We start from the raw sequence: 13,701 nt of genomic DNA on the forward strand, positions 1-13,701 counted from the left end.
TAGTCTCGTAGGACGACACCGGCTCTCGTAGGACGACACCGGCGGCACCGGCTCCCCTAGGACCTGATTCGTGGCAGGACGTTTCGCTCAGCGGCCCACGCGTACGACCGTGCGCGCAGGGGATGTCGGCGTACCCGCGGGTGCCGGTCCTGCCGGGATACCCCGGCAGGCCACGGCCCCTGCTCGGATACGACGCTGGGTGCCGGACGGGCCACTCGATCTGGGGCTGGTGCTCGGACCCCTGCGGCGCGGGCCCGCCGACCCGACCTTCCGGGCCACCGCGGACGGATCCGTGTGGCGGGCCTGCCGTACGCCCGCCGGGCCGGGCACGCTGCGGGTGCGCGGGTACGGCGGTGAGGTGCTCGGCGAGGCGTGGGGGCCGGGGGCGGAGTGGCTGCTGGACCGGCTGCCCGAGTGGCTCGGCGCGGCCGACGCGCCGGAGGCGTTCGTGCCCCGGCACCGGCTGGTGGCACTGGCGCGCCATCAGCGGCCGGGGCTGCGGCTGACGCGGACGGGGCTGGTGCTGGAGTCCCTCATCCCGTCGGTGCTGGAGCAGAAGGTCACGACGGATGAGGCGTACCGGGCGTGGCGGTTGCTCGTGCGGCGGTTCGGGGAGCGCGCGCCGGGGCCGGCGGGGGCCGGGGACCGGCCGATGTTCGTGATGCCGGAGCCGCGGACCTGGGCGCTGGTCCCCTCCTGGGAGTGGCACCGGGCCGGGGTCGACGACAAGCGGGCGTCCACGATTCTGCGAGCCGTGCGGGTCGCCGCGCGGCTGGAGCAGGCGGTGGGGATGCCGGCGGCCGAGGCGCAGGCGCGGTTGGAGGTCGTGCCGGGGGTGGGGCCGTGGACGTCGGCGGAGGTGGTGCAGCGCAGTCATGGGGCGCCGGATGCGGTGACGGTCGGGGACCTGCATCTGCCGGGGATCGTGGGGTGGGCGTTGGCGGGAGACCGGGACGCCGACGATGCGGGGATGCTGCGCCTGCTGGAGCCGTATGCCGGGCAGCGGCATCGGGCGGTTCGGTTGATCTTGTTGAGTGGGCGGGTGCCTGCACGGAGGGCGCCGAAGATGCCTCGGGTGGACATCGGGCTGCTGTAAGGGCGTTGCGTGGGGGCTCGGTGCTGAGACCGGGCGGGGGTTGGCCTGCCCGCGCTTACTGCCCGCGGCTGCGAACGCCCGAAGGGGCGCGGGGAACTGCGCGATCAGCCCCCACGCGCCCGCGGACGAGAACCAGGCGCCGGTGTTGCTACTGGTCCGAAGAGAAGCGCACCGCTCCCGCCGGGATGCGGGCGTCGCACCAGACACGTACTCCCTCGCGGAGCTCGTTGTCGGGGCCGATGACCGCGCCGTCGCCGATGACCGTGCCGGTGAGGACGGTGCGTTCGCCCACCCGGGCCCGGGTGCCGATGAGGGAGTCGGTGACGACCGCGCCGGGTTCGATGACGGCGCCCGGGAGGATGGTGGAGCCGAAGACCCGAGCGCCCTCGGCGACGAACGCGCCCTCGCCGACCACCGTGCCGCCGGTCAGCTTCGCGCCCGGCGCCACCGTGGCCGTGGGCAGGATCAGGCGGTCGCCGCAGCGGCCGGGGACCGCCGGTGAGGGCGCGCGGCCCAGGACCAGGTCGGCCGAGCCGCGGACGAAGGCCGCCGGGGTGCCGAGGTCCAGCCAGTACGTGGAGTCGACCATGCCCTGGAGATGGGCGCCCGCCGCGAGGAGGTCGGGGAACGTCTCGCGCTCCACCGAGACCGGGCGGCCCAGCGGGATCGTGTCGATGACCGAGCGGCGGAAGACGTACGCCCCCGCGTTGATCTGGTCGGTGACGATCTCCTCGGGCGTCTGCGGCTTCTCCAGGAAGGCGAGGACGCGGCCGGTCTCGTCCGTGGGGACCAGGCCGTAGGCCCTCGGGTCCGTCACCTTCGTCAGGTGCAGGGAGACGTCGGCGGACGTGGACTCGTGCGTGTCCACCAGCGCCTTGATGTCCAGGCCCGTCAGGATGTCGCCGTTGAAGATCAGTACCGGGTCGTCGGGGCCGGAGTGCAGGCGGGAGGCGACGTTGCGGATGGCACCGCCCGTGCCGAGGGGTTCCTCCTCGGTCACGTACTCGATGTGCAGACCGAGCGCGGAGCCGTCGCCGAAGTACGGCTCGAAGACCTCGGCCAGATAGCTGGTGGCGAGGACGATGTGGTCCACGCCCGCCGCCTTGGCGCGCGCCAGCTGGTGCGTGAGGAACGGCACCCCGGCGGCCGGGACCATGGGCTTGGGCGTGTGCACCGTCAACGGACGCAGCCGGGTGCCTTTGCCGCCGACCAGGAGGATCGCTTCTGTCACCTGTCGTCTCTGCTTCCTGCCGGGACCGGCCGAACTGCTCGTTCTACTCTTTTCGGCTGGTCAGTGTATGCAGACCGTAGCGGCGGCGCCCTTGACGACCACGCGTTTTCCCCCGAGATCGGTGTGAGAACGGTGTGAGACGGCGGGCCCCCCGGAACGGCGCCGAACGTGCTCCCCGGCCATCAGCGCCCCTGGTAGTGCGCCGCGTTGGAACGGGCGTTGCCCAGCTTGGCATACAGCCGCTTGCCGGGGCACTCGGTGGCGTATCCGTCCCGATGACCGGAGATCACATTCAGTCGTACCTTCTTACCTTCGGGGTAGAGGTTGCCACCTGCCGACGTGAGATATGTCTTGCCACGCGGATTGACCCCGTAGAGCCCGAGTTTCCACGCGGTGAGCCGGGCGACGGCCGTCACCGTGGCCTTGGACGGCTTCGCCGAGCCGTATGTGCCGATCACGCCGATGCCCATGGTGTCGCTGTTGAAGCCGGCGGTGTGCGCGCCGAGGACCGCTTTCGCCGCGCCGCCGGCCCGGCCCTCGTAGATGGTTCCGCACTTGTCGACGAGGAAGTTGTAGCCCATGTCCCGCCAGCCCATGCTCGTGACGTGGTAGCGGTAGATACTGCGGATGACGGAGGGGGCCTGGGTGCAGGAGTACGTGTTGCCCGATGCCGTGTGGTGCACGAAGGCGGCCTTGACCTTCTTGGCGTAGGAGAACCCGCGTTGGCGCAGTGACTCGTCCGCGCCCCAGCCGCGGCGCGTGACGATCCGCGGGCGCGGCCCGATGTGCGGCTTGCCCTGCACCGGCCCCTGCAGGCGGGTGAGTTCGCGCTCGGTGGCCTGCTTGCTCAGCGCCGGGATCTGCAGGGCGCCGAAGCCGGTGATGTCGGTGTTGGCGGCCGAGGCCTCCCGCGCCGCGGCCGTCTGCAGGCCGGTGTGCGGCGCGTCGGCCGGCGCGCCCGCGGGCGGTGCCTCGTCACCGGGGTCGACGAGTTCCAGGCGCAGCCCCGACGGCAGCGGCGGCCGCGGCCCGCCCTTACGGCTGCTCCGCGCATCGTCGGCACCCCCGCCGCCATCGGCGACGCCCTCCACCACGGCACCGTCATCTGCGCCCGTCCCGTCGGCGCGGACCCGTACGTCCACGCCGTCCGCATCGCCCACCCACAGCGGTGCGGTCGCCCCGCGTACTCGCCGGGCGTCCCGTTCCGCCGTGCCCGGGTCGGCACCGTGGTCGGCGTTGTGCGTCTCGACGTCCTGCCAGCCGGACCATTTCCCCGTCGCGGCCGACCGGGTGCGCACCCGGACCCGGCCGCGCAGTTCGCTGCCCGGGTCGCGCCAGACGACCCCGACCATCGAGAAGTGCTCGCCTTCGGGCCGGTACAGCCCCTGTTCCGGGGCGGTGCCGAGGTCGCGCTCGTCGGAGAGCGGGACGAGCGGCAGCGAGCGGGTGCTGCCGGGGAGCGCGGGATCGGCGGCGCTCGGGGCGGCGACAGCGGGTGCGGGCGCGGCGGACGCGGGCGGGGGCAGCGCGAGTGCGAGGGCCGCGGCGCAGGGCACACCGATCGAGCAGACGGCGATCGACGGTGCGCCGGCGGACGGTTGGCCGATGGACGAAGTCAGGAATCCACGCATGCATATGATCTTGGACATAGTCGTACAAATATGTCCAATGGTGAACTGACGGGCCGTCGGCAGCCGTTCCGCCGAACCGGTGCCCCCGCCGCACGCCGCGCGCGTCCGCCCGCGCGTACCCTTTCCCGGGTGAACGCCACCGATCGCACCCCTGCCGACCTGCTGGCTTCCGCGCTCGCCGCGGACCCCGGCCGCCCACTGGTGACCTTCTACGACGACGCCACCGGCGAACGCGTCGAACTGTCCGTGGCCACCTTCGCCAATTGGGTGGCCAAGACCGCGAACCTCCTCCAGGGCGATCTCTCCGCCGGGCCCGGTGACCGGGTCGCGCTGCTGCTGCCCGCGCACTGGCAGACGGCGGTGTGGCTGCTGGCCTGTTCGTCGGTGGGCGCGGTCGCCGACCTCGGCGGGGACCCGGCCGCCGCGGATGTCGTCGTCAGCGGGCCGGATGCGCTGGACGCCGCGCGGGCGTGCCGCGGGGAGCGGGTGGCGCTCGCGCTGCGGCCGTTGGGCGGGCGGTTCCCTCAGCCTCCCGAGGGGTTCGTCGACTACGCCGTGGAAGTGCCGGGTCAGGGTGACCGGTTCGTGCCGTTCGCTCCGGTGGACGCCGAGGAGGCCGCGCTGATCGTGGCCGGGCGGGAGTTCAGCGGGGCGGAGGTCGTGGAGCGGGCGCTGGCCCAGGCGCCCGCGCTGGAGCTGACGGGGCCCGGGTCGAGGTTGCTGTCGGGGCTGTCGTACGACACGTGGGAGGGGGTCGCCGCGGGGTTGTACGCGCCGCTGGCCGTCGGGGGGTCGGTGGTGTTGTGCCGGCATCTGGAGCGGCTGGACGAGGAGGCGCTCGCCAAGCGGATCGAGAGCGAGCGGGTGACCGCGGTGCGCCGCTGACAGGGGGTGCTTCGGCCGTACGGCGGGTGCGGGTGCGTGCGGGTCGTTCGCGCAGTGCGGGTTGTTCTCGCAGCTCACCGCGCCCCTCGAAAAGCCGCGGTTCCCCCGATCGGAGTAGCTGAGGGCGCTGTCACGGCTCTTCCCCGCCATCGTCGTAAGAGCAGGACACGACGCTCGTACGCCATGAGGGGGTGCCCCGGCCGTGACCGACTCCGCTCGCAGGATTTCCGGTACCGGTCGGCGGCGGTGGGTGAAGGGCGCGGCACTCGGACTGTCCCTGCTCGTCGCCGCCGCCGCGGGGGCCGGCTGGGCCGTCTACACCAAGCTGAGTTCGAACATCACCCCGGACGAGGCGGCCGCCCGCGAACTGGCCCGGTACGAGCGGGAGCGGCCCACCGCGCTGGTGCGGGGGGCGCAGAACATCCTGCTGATCGGGTCCGACACGCGGGCCGGGGACGGGAACTCCGCGTACGGGCGGGACCTGGGCAGCGAGCGGTCGGACACGACGATCCTGCTGCATCTGGCCGCCGACCGGCACAGCGCGACCGCCGTGTCGCTGCCGAGGGACCTGATGGTGGACATCCCCGGCTGCCGGCAGCCGGACGGCAGCCGCAGCCAACCGGTGTTCGCGATGTTCAACCACGCCTTCCAGGTCGGCGGTTCGGCGTGCACGATCCGGACCGTCGAGAAGCTGACGGACATTCGGATCGACCATCACGTGGTCGTGGACTTCAGCGGTTTCAAGGAGATGGTGGACGCCGTCGACGGGGTGCAGGTCTGCCTGAAGGAGCCCGTCGACGACAAGGCGGCCAAGCTGAAGCTGCCCGCGGGGAAGGTCGTGCTCGACGGCGAGCAGGCGCTCGGTTATGTGCGGGCCCGCAAGTCGCTCGGCGACGGCAGCGACACCGAGCGGATGGAGCGCCAGCAGCGGTTCCTCGGCGCACTGGTCGACAAGGTGCAGAGCAACGACGTCCTGCTGAACCCGGTGAAGCTGTATCCGGTGCTGGACGCGGCGACCTCCTCACTGACCGCCGATCCGGAACTGGCCAGTCTGCGCGGTTTGTACCAGTTGGTGCGCGGACTGCGCGACATCCCCACCGAACGGGTGCAGTTCCTGACCGTACCGAGGGAGTCGTACGTCTACGACGCCAACCGTGACCAACTCGTGGAGCCGGAAGCCGAGAAGCTGTTCGCCCGGCTGCGGACCGACCAGCCCGTGGCGGTGGCCCGGAACACGCCTCAGGACGGCTCGGGGACGGACGGCAAGAGCGACCCCTCGCCCGCGCCCACGTTCCGCGGGAACACCGCCGCCGAACGCACCTGCGAGTAATGCGCACATCAAGACACCGAACCTTCATCCAGGAAATGCGCCGGATTGCCCAGTTGTAGGAAGGTCGAATTTGTCACCGGCGTCGCTCGACGCTGAACTGGGCGGATAGGGTGAGCGACCCGGTGCACCTGACCGCGAGGTCCGTCCTGGGGTCGTGCACTGTTTCACCGAGACCCGAGCGCCTTGGGGGGAAGGCGCCGCGTGGCCCCGACGGAGGATTCGGACAACCGTGGACGCGCAAGGCCGTGGGCGGGCGGACAACATCGACCCCGCAGACCAGTGGGTGCTCAATCCGAACACCGGCGAATACGAACTGCGACTGGGTCCTTCCGCACCGCAGTCGTCGGTGCCCAGCCCCCGCAGACCCGCTCCCGGCGACAACGCGCGCGCGCCGCGCCGCCGTGACGCGGCGCCCGGCGCGACCCGTGAGACGCGCCAGGCGCGCGGCGGTGACGTACCGGCGCCGCGCTCGGCCCGGCGCCGTAGCGGCGAGCCGGAGACACCGCAGGGGCGGCGGGCGGCCCGGCGGGGGCCGGTGAAGAAGAAGTCCAAGGCGAAGAAGGTGCTGGCGTGGACCGCCGGCAGCACGGCGTTCGTGCTGGTCGCCATCGGCACCGCCGGCTACCTGTATCTCAAGCACCTTGAGGGCAACGTCACCACGACGGACGTGGGCAGCGCCGCCAAGGACGGCTTCAGCAAGGACGACGCCTTCAACATCCTGATCATCGGCACCGACAAGCGCACCGGCAAGGGCAACGAGGGCTACGGCGACAAGGGCAGCGTCGGGCACGCCGACACCAACATCCTGCTGCACGTCTCCAAGGACCGGACGAACGCGACCGCGCTCAGCATTCCGCGCGACCTGATCGTGAACGTGCCGGACTGCCCGACGAAGCAGCCGGACAACAGCGAGAAGGTCGTTCCCGGCACGGACGGCGTGCGCTTCAACACCAGCCTGGGCCAGGACGGCCGCGACCCCGGCTGCACCATGCGCACCGTGCAGGCAGTCACCGGGATCGTGCCGGACCACTTCATGATGGTCGACTTCAACGCGGTGAAGACGCTGACGACGGCGGTCGGCGGGGTGGACGTGTGTCTCGCCCACGCGGTGAACGACAAGGACTCGCACCTGAACCTGCCCGCCGGCGAGCACAAGATCGAGGGCGAGCAGGCCCTGGCCTTCGTCAGGACCCGGCACAGCTGGGGCAACCAGGGCGACCTGGACCGCATCAAGGTGCAGCAGCAGTTCATGGCCTCGCTGATGCGCAAGATGTCCTCCAGCGACACACTGACCAACCCGAGCAAGCTGATCGACCTCGCCGAGGCCGCCACCAAGGCGCTGACCGTCGACAAGGGCATCGGCTCCGTGGGCACGCTCAAGGACATCGCGCTGGAGCTGAAGAAGGTACCGCCGAAGAACATCTCGTTCGTGACGGTGCCCGTGATCGACAACCCGGCCGACGGCGTCGTCCACAAGACCGTCATCGTCAACCAGACCACCGCTCCTCAGGTCTTCGACGCGATCAAGAACGACGTCTCCTTCACCGAGGTGAAGAAGAAGCAGAAGGCGGAGAAGGACGCGGAGGCCGCGCGCCTCAAGGGCAGCCGGTCCGCGCCCTCCGACGTCCGGGTGCGGATCCTCAACGGCGGTGCCGACTCCGGCAGCGCGCAGGAGACCCTGGCCTGGCTGCAGACCAAGGAGGGCGTGCTGAAGTCCGAGAACGCGGGCAACGCGCCGGCACCGCTGGCCCGGACCACTCTTGAGTACGCGCCCGACCAGGCCGCGCAGGCAAGGGAGTTGGCCCACCTCATGGGCCTGCCCGGTGCCGCCCTCAAACCCGGCAGGAGCGTGACCAACTCCCAGGGCCTGCCGGCGATGACGCTGACCCTGGGCAAGGACTTCAAGGGCGCGGGGGTCTCCCTCACCGCTCCGTCGAAGGCACCGTCGGTCGACAAGTCGACGGCGGACAAGGTCCAGTGCGCCACCTGAGCGGCGCGCAGGCGATGTCGCCGAGGACGCGCCGTCCGCCCGGCGCCGGATCGTACGGATAGAGCGGACAAGGGCCCCTCCCCGGTGCGGAGAGGGGCCCTTCCTGATGTCCGGGCGGGTCCGGGCGGCAGCAGCGCAGCCGTTCAGTGTGCGGCGGGCACCGCCGGCCGCCGTGCTGCGACGACCTTCCTGGCCAGCGACTTCGGGCTGGTCAGAAAGCCCCAGCCCCACGACATGTGCATGGTGGCCAGAGCCACCGGGATCTGCAGCCGGGCCTTCAGGGGCAGCCCCTTGCCCGCCGGGACCGAGCCCGCGACGATCGCCGCCAGATAGCCGCCGGGGACGACGAAGCCCCACGGGGTGAGCACCGCGCCGACCACGATCCCCGCCGCGATCGCGCACACCGCCGCCGGCGGGGCGAGGTAGCGCAGGTTGATCGAACCGGAGTGGTAGCGGGCGACGACATGCCGCCAGCGGCCGTAGTCCTTGTACTGCTTGGCGAGAGCACGCACGCTCGGCCGGGGCCGGTACGACACCTTCAGCTCGGGCGAGAACCAGATCAGGCCGCCCGCCTCGCGGATGCGGAAGTTCAGCTCCCAGTCCTGGGCGCGGATGAACTCCTCGTTGTATCCGCCCTGCTGCTCCAGGGCCTCGCGGCGGAAGACCCCGAGGTAGACGGTCTCGGCGGGGGCCGCCTCGCCGCCGGTGTGGAAGGCGGCGTTGCCGACACCGATCTTCGAGGTCATCGCGGCGGCGACCGCGTGCTCCCAGTCGTTCTCGCCCTCGGCGTGCATGATGCCGCCGACGTTCTGCGCGCCGGTCTCCTCCAGGAGCCGCACGGCGGTGGCGATGTAGTTCGGCGAGAGCATGCCGTGGCCGTCCACGCGCACCACGATCGGATGCCGGGAGGCCTTGATCGCCGCGTTCAGCGCGGCGGGGGTGCGGCCGGTCGGGTTCGGGACGGTGTGCACGCGCTTGCTCGTGCTGGACGCGGTCTCGGCGACCAGCTCGGCGGCGATCTCGTCCGTGCGGTCCGTGGACGGACCGAGGGCGATGACGACCTCCATCTCGCCGGCGTACTCCTGCGCGAGGATCGCCTGGACGGCCGCGCGCAGATGCCGCTCCTCGTTGAGGACGGGCATGATCACGGAAACAGCGGGGAGCTGCACGTCGGGCTTGGCGTTCATAGGGGCCTCACGTTACCGCGAACGGGGGACACCGGTGCGCGCCGCAGGGGCGTAAGACCGGGCTGGAGATCGTATCGGCCTACGGTGCTCACGGATCCCACGTACGGCCTCGTCCGGAGGTGTCCCCTTTGGCCAGCCCGCCTCGGTCCCCTGCGCGTCCGCAGCGGCGACCGCAGCCGTCCCGCCGTGTGCCGCGCCCGCCCGAGCGGCCCGTGCGGTCCGTCCGGCCGCCCCGGCCCCGGCCCCGCTGGGCCATGCGCGCGGTGACCACGCTGTCGGTCGTGGTGCTCGCCTCCGCCGGGATCGGGCACGCGGTGATGAGCAGCCTGGACGCGGGCATCGCCCGGGTCGACGCCTTCAAGGACATGAAGAACCGGCCGCGCGCGGGCCACGGCACGAACGTGCTGCTGGTCGGCACCGACGGCCGGGACCGGATCAGCGAGCAGGAACGGCGGGCGTACCGGCTGGGCGGGGCGCCCTGTCACTGCACCGACACGATGATGATCGTGCACATCTCGGAGAACCGGGACCGGGCCACCGTGGTGAGCCTGCCCCGCGACTCCTACGCCGAGGTGCCCGCGCACACCGACCCGGCCACCGGACTGCAGCACGGACCGCACCCGGTCAGGCTCAACGCGGCCTACGCCGAGGGCGGCCCCCAGCTGACCGTCCGCACGGTGGAGAACATGACCCATGTGAAGATCGACCACTATCTGGAGGTCGACTTCGCCAGCTTCATGAAGACCGTGGACGTCCTCGGCGGGGTGCCGGTGTGCACGACGACACCGCTGAAGGACTCCTACACCGGCCTCGACCTGCCTCCCGGCACCCACACCCTCATGGGCGGTCAGGCCCTGCAGTACGTGCGGGCCCGGCACATCGACGGGGCGAGCGACCTGGGCCGGATGAAGCGGCAGCAGCAGTTCCTGGCCGAGCTGATCGACAGGGCCACCTCCTCGGGGGTGCTGCTGAACCCGATGCGGTTCCGGGACGTGACCCGGGCGGTGCTCGGCTCGGTCCGCGCCGACGAGGGCTTCGGCACCGACGAGCTGCTCGACCTCGGCCGGGCCATGCGGAACTTCTCCCCGTCGTCCTCCGAGTTCACCACCGTGCCCATCGGGCAGCTGAACTACCCGGTCAAGGGCATCGGCTCGACGCTGAAGTGGGACGAGGCCAGGACGGCCCAGCTCTTCGCGTCGCTGCGCGACGACAAGCCGCTCACCGCGGACCGCCCGGAGCACGGCCCGGCACCGGCCGCACCGGTGGAGGTGGACCCGCGGCAGATCCGGGTCCTGGTGGCGAACGGCACCGGCACGGCCGGCCTGGCGAAACGGGTCGACGCGGCGCTCGCGGCGACCGGCTTCGCCACGACCCACCAGCCGGTGGACGCCCCCGCCCACGTGCCGCGCACGGTCATCTCCTACGACCCCCGCTGGGACCGCTCCGCCCGTTCCCTGGCCACCGCCCTGCCCGGCGCCGAGCTGCGGTCCGTACCGGGCCAGGGGCCGCTGCTGAAGGTGACCGTCGGGGCCGACTTCAAGGACGTGCGCAAGGTCCGCTTCGACGACCCGCAGCAGCCGCAGCAGAACGTGGTGCGCGGCAACGAGGTGGTGTGCTGAGCGCTCCGCGGTGCGCACGGCGAGCCGCTCCCCTCAGTCCTCGCCGGTCCTTCCCAGCCCCGGTCCTTCCCGGCCCTCCCCCGTCCTTCTCGGTCCTCCCCGGGCCCTCTCAGTCCTCGTAGCCTTCGGCGGCACGCCGCTCCCGCAGCTCGCGGATCGCCCGGCGGCGGGCCAGACGGTGGGTGCGGCGGATCTGGGCCTCCTGGTAGCGGCGGCGGTCACGGTCGGTCTCCGGGAGCACCGGCGGCACCCGGCGCGGCTTGCCGTCGGCGTCGACGGCGGCGAAGACCAGATAGGCCGAGCCGACCTGGGTGGGCGGGGTCGATTCGTTCCAGCGCTCGGCGAGGACGCGCACGCCGACCTCCATGGAGGTCCGGCCGGTCCAGTTGACCTGCGCCTTCACATGGACCAGGTCGCCGACGCGGACCGGCTCCAGAAAGGCCATCTCGTCCATGGACGCGGTGACGGCGGGGCCGCCGGAGTGCCGGCCGGCCACGGCGCCCGCCGCGTCGTCGACCAGCTTCATGATCACACCGCCGTGCACCGTCCCCAGCAGGTTCGTGTCGTTGTGGGTCATGATGTGGCTGAGAGTGGTGCGCGAGGCTGAGGTCGGCTTGCCGGGGATGTCCGGCGCGATGTCCGGATTCGCGTCCGTGGCCTGGTCTGTCATGCCCTCCACCTTATGCCGAAGTGACATTCGCGGAATTTGTGTCAGCTTCGCAACAGCGGCGCCCTTATTTTCCGACAGCCCTTGTACGGCACAGTGCGGCGCCCTGCACACTGGGGCGCATGAATGACTGGCCCGAGGGATGGTCCGACGACAACCGCGGCCCGCGGTACGGACGCGGCAGTGGCGGCGCGCAGCCGGAAGGTGCCCGCGTGATGCGTCAGGTGCAGCGCGGCCCGGGGGTACCGCCCGGGCAGCGCTCGTACGGCGATCCCGGCCCGTCGGCGCCGCCGTACGGCTCCGGTGTCCCGCAGCAGCCGTCGTACGTGGACGGCCGGGGATACGACGAGGGCGCCGGTTACGACAGCGGCTACAACACCGGCCAGGTCTACGGCGGCGGGCGCCGCGGCGGCGGCTTCGTACCCAACGACAACGACCCGGACCCGGAAGTCGGCCGGTACCGGCCGCGCCCGAACTGGCGCCGCCGGATCAAGTGGACCGCGATCACCGTGGCGACCGTGGTGGTCGTCACCTCGGTCGCGACCTACTTCTGGGCCGACTCCAAGCTGCGCCGCGAGGTCGACCTGTCCACGGTCATCGACCGGCCCGCCTCGGGCTCCGGCACGAACTACCTGATCGTCGGCTCGGACAGCCGTGAGGGCATGTCCAAGGCCGACGAGAAGAAGCTGCACACGGGCGGCGCAGAGGGCAAGCGGACCGACTCGATGATGATCCTTCACGTCGGCGACAACGGCGACACGCTGGTCTCACTGCCGCGCGACTCGAACGTGACCGTCCCGTCGTTCAAGGGGACGTCCGGCAAGACCTACCCGGCCACGGGCCGGCAGGAGAAGCTCAACGCGACCTACGCCGAGGACGGTCCGACCCTGCTGGTCCGCACCATCGAGGCCAACACCGGCCTGCACATCGACCACTACGTGGAGATCGGCTTCCAGGGCTTCGCCAACATCGTGGACGCGGTGGGCGGCGTCGAGATCAACATCGACAAGGGCTTCAAGGACAAGTGGTCCGGCGCCGACTTCAAGGCCGGCAACCAGACCCTGAACGGCCAGCAGGCCCTCGCCTTCGTCCGCACCCGGCACGCCTTCGCCGCCTCCGACCTGCAGCGCACCAAGAACCAGCAGAAGTTCCTGTCGGCACTGGCCCACCAGGTGGCCACGCCCTCCACGGTGCTCAACCCCTTCAAGTTCTACCCGGTCATGGGCGCGGGCCTGGACTCCCTGATCGTCGACAAGGACATGTCCCTGTGGGACCTGGCCTCGATGTTCTGGGCGATGAAGGGCGTCCAGGGCGGTGACGGCACGTCGCTGAACATGCCGATCTCCGGTTCCGTCGGCGGCAACCTCGTCTGGGACAAGGCGAAGGTGAAGACGCTCGTCAACGAGCTGAACAACGACGAGAAGGTGACGGTCACCGGCAACTAGGCGGACACAGGCCCGCCCGCGGTCACCTCCCGGGGTTTCCGGCGTCATGGCCGGGTAAAGCATGGGCCAAAGCACGCCTCCCATTCACCGCATACCGGACCAGTCGGGCGGTTGTACGAGCGTGGGGTTTGTCACCGCTGCGCGCAGGCGCTGAACTGTGCGGATAGTGTGTGCGATCCGGTGCGGAACTGCCGTGACATCGTGCACCGTTCGACCGACTGCACTGAGGGTCTTTGGGGGGCGGCTCGTCGCGCGGCCCCGACGGAGGACGAAGCGACCGTGGACACGCAAGGCCGTGGGCGGGGGGACGACATCGCCCCGTCGGAGCACCGGGTACCGCTGCGCACCCGCCGTGCGGGGCGCCCTTCACGACGCCGGCGTACCCGCGCGTGAACCCGCCGATGTCACGGGCCGTTCGGCGCCCGCCCTAAGCCCGGCGAGGACCGGACCGACGCAACGGGGGCCCCTCCTCAGCATTCTGAAGTTCCGTCAGGACTTCCAGGCGTATGGCCGTACCACGCGGCGGGCCGGCGAAGGCGCCGGACCGCCGCGGCGAAGTCGACGGCCGACGAAGTCACACGCGCCTTGTGACGTCCGGGCTTCCCTCTGCGTCTAACTGA

General features: G+C 71.4%; 10 protein-coding genes. 6 read left to right on the forward strand and 4 right to left on the reverse strand.

Annotated elements, in window-relative coordinates; all coding sequences use genetic code 11:
- The first annotated feature begins 70 nt into the window (after positions 1-70).
- A complete protein-coding gene (locus tag ACIGXP_RS31035) occupies positions 71-1,096 on the forward strand; it encodes a DNA-3-methyladenine glycosylase family protein (protein WP_399773944.1) in 1,026 nt (341 codons plus the stop codon).
- Between the two features lie 148 nt (positions 1,097-1,244).
- On the opposite strand, the gene ACIGXP_RS31040 is transcribed toward ACIGXP_RS31035, so the two are convergent.
- Positions 1,245-2,327 (reverse strand): NDP-sugar synthase, encoded by a 1,083-nt coding sequence (locus tag ACIGXP_RS31040; RefSeq protein WP_363216491.1) that lies wholly within the window; start codon positions 2,325-2,327, stop codon positions 1,245-1,247.
- Positions 2,328-2,509: 182 nt separating this feature from the next.
- Entirely contained in the window at positions 2,510-3,958 is a 1,449-nt protein-coding gene (locus ACIGXP_RS31045) for a peptidoglycan recognition protein (protein WP_399773947.1), read from the reverse strand.
- Positions 3,959-4,087: 129 nt separating this feature from the next.
- On the opposite strand from ACIGXP_RS31045, the gene ACIGXP_RS31050 reads away from it, so the two are divergent.
- The 3 genes from ACIGXP_RS31050 to ACIGXP_RS31060 all read left to right on the forward strand — a co-directional run bounded on the left by ACIGXP_RS31050 (position 4,088) and on the right by ACIGXP_RS31060 (position 8,163).
- Complete coding sequence (locus ACIGXP_RS31050) at positions 4,088-4,843, forward strand: TIGR03089 family protein (protein ID WP_399773950.1); 756 nt, start codon at positions 4,088-4,090, stop codon at positions 4,841-4,843.
- Positions 4,844-5,045: 202 nt separating this feature from the next.
- Entirely contained in the window at positions 5,046-6,173 is a 1,128-nt protein-coding gene (locus tag ACIGXP_RS31055) for an LCP family protein (protein WP_399773952.1), read from the forward strand.
- Between the two features lie 229 nt (positions 6,174-6,402).
- Positions 6,403-8,163: an LCP family protein gene (locus ACIGXP_RS31060; protein ID WP_399773955.1), complete on the forward strand. Its 1,761-nt coding sequence runs from the start codon at positions 6,403-6,405 to the stop codon at positions 8,161-8,163.
- A 143-nt stretch (positions 8,164-8,306) separates the two neighbouring features.
- Here ACIGXP_RS31060 and ACIGXP_RS31065 read toward each other — a convergent pair whose 3' ends face one another.
- The gene (locus tag ACIGXP_RS31065; protein WP_363216487.1) at positions 8,307-9,350 is read right to left on the reverse strand and encodes a glycosyltransferase family 2 protein; all 1,044 of its coding nucleotides are present in this window, start codon (positions 9,348-9,350) and stop codon (positions 8,307-8,309) included.
- Between the two features lie 254 nt (positions 9,351-9,604).
- Here ACIGXP_RS31065 and ACIGXP_RS31070 point away from each other — a divergent pair, with 254 nt between their 5' ends.
- Positions 9,605-10,969 carry an LCP family protein gene (locus tag ACIGXP_RS31070; protein ID WP_399773959.1) on the forward strand — a complete coding sequence of 455 codons (1,365 nt, stop codon included), beginning with the start codon at positions 9,605-9,607 and terminating at the stop codon, positions 10,967-10,969.
- A 109-nt stretch (positions 10,970-11,078) separates the two neighbouring features.
- Here the strand turns inward: ACIGXP_RS31070 and ACIGXP_RS31075 are convergent, their stop codons facing one another.
- Positions 11,079-11,639 (reverse strand): acyl-CoA thioesterase, encoded by a 561-nt coding sequence (locus tag ACIGXP_RS31075; RefSeq protein WP_363216485.1) that lies wholly within the window; start codon positions 11,637-11,639, stop codon positions 11,079-11,081.
- 119 nt (positions 11,640-11,758) lie between these two features.
- Between ACIGXP_RS31075 and ACIGXP_RS31080 the strand changes: the two genes are divergently transcribed.
- On the forward strand, positions 11,759-13,081 hold the full coding sequence (locus tag ACIGXP_RS31080) for an LCP family protein (protein WP_399773963.1): 1,323 nt from the start codon (positions 11,759-11,761) through the stop codon (positions 13,079-13,081).
- Positions 13,082-13,701 lie beyond the last annotated feature (620 nt).

This window comes from Streptomyces sp. NPDC053069 (genome assembly GCF_044546895.1).
Lineage (GTDB): Bacteria > Actinomycetota > Actinomycetes > Streptomycetales > Streptomycetaceae > Streptomyces.

Coding starts and splice junctions, on each gene's coding strand:
- ACIGXP_RS31045 (WP_399773947.1), bottom strand. CDS start 3,958: ATGCGTGGATTCCTGACTTCGTCCATCGGCCAACCGTCCGCCGGCGCA.
- ACIGXP_RS31065 (WP_363216487.1), bottom strand. CDS start 9,350: ATGAACGCCAAGCCCGACGTGCAGCTCCCCGCTGTTTCCGTGATCATG.
- ACIGXP_RS31070 (WP_399773959.1), top strand. CDS start 9,605: ATGCGCGCGGTGACCACGCTGTCGGTCGTGGTGCTCGCCTCCGCCGGG.
- ACIGXP_RS31075 (WP_363216485.1), bottom strand. CDS start 11,639: ATGACAGACCAGGCCACGGACGCGAATCCGGACATCGCGCCGGACATC.
- ACIGXP_RS31080 (WP_399773963.1), top strand. CDS start 11,759: ATGAATGACTGGCCCGAGGGATGGTCCGACGACAACCGCGGCCCGCGG.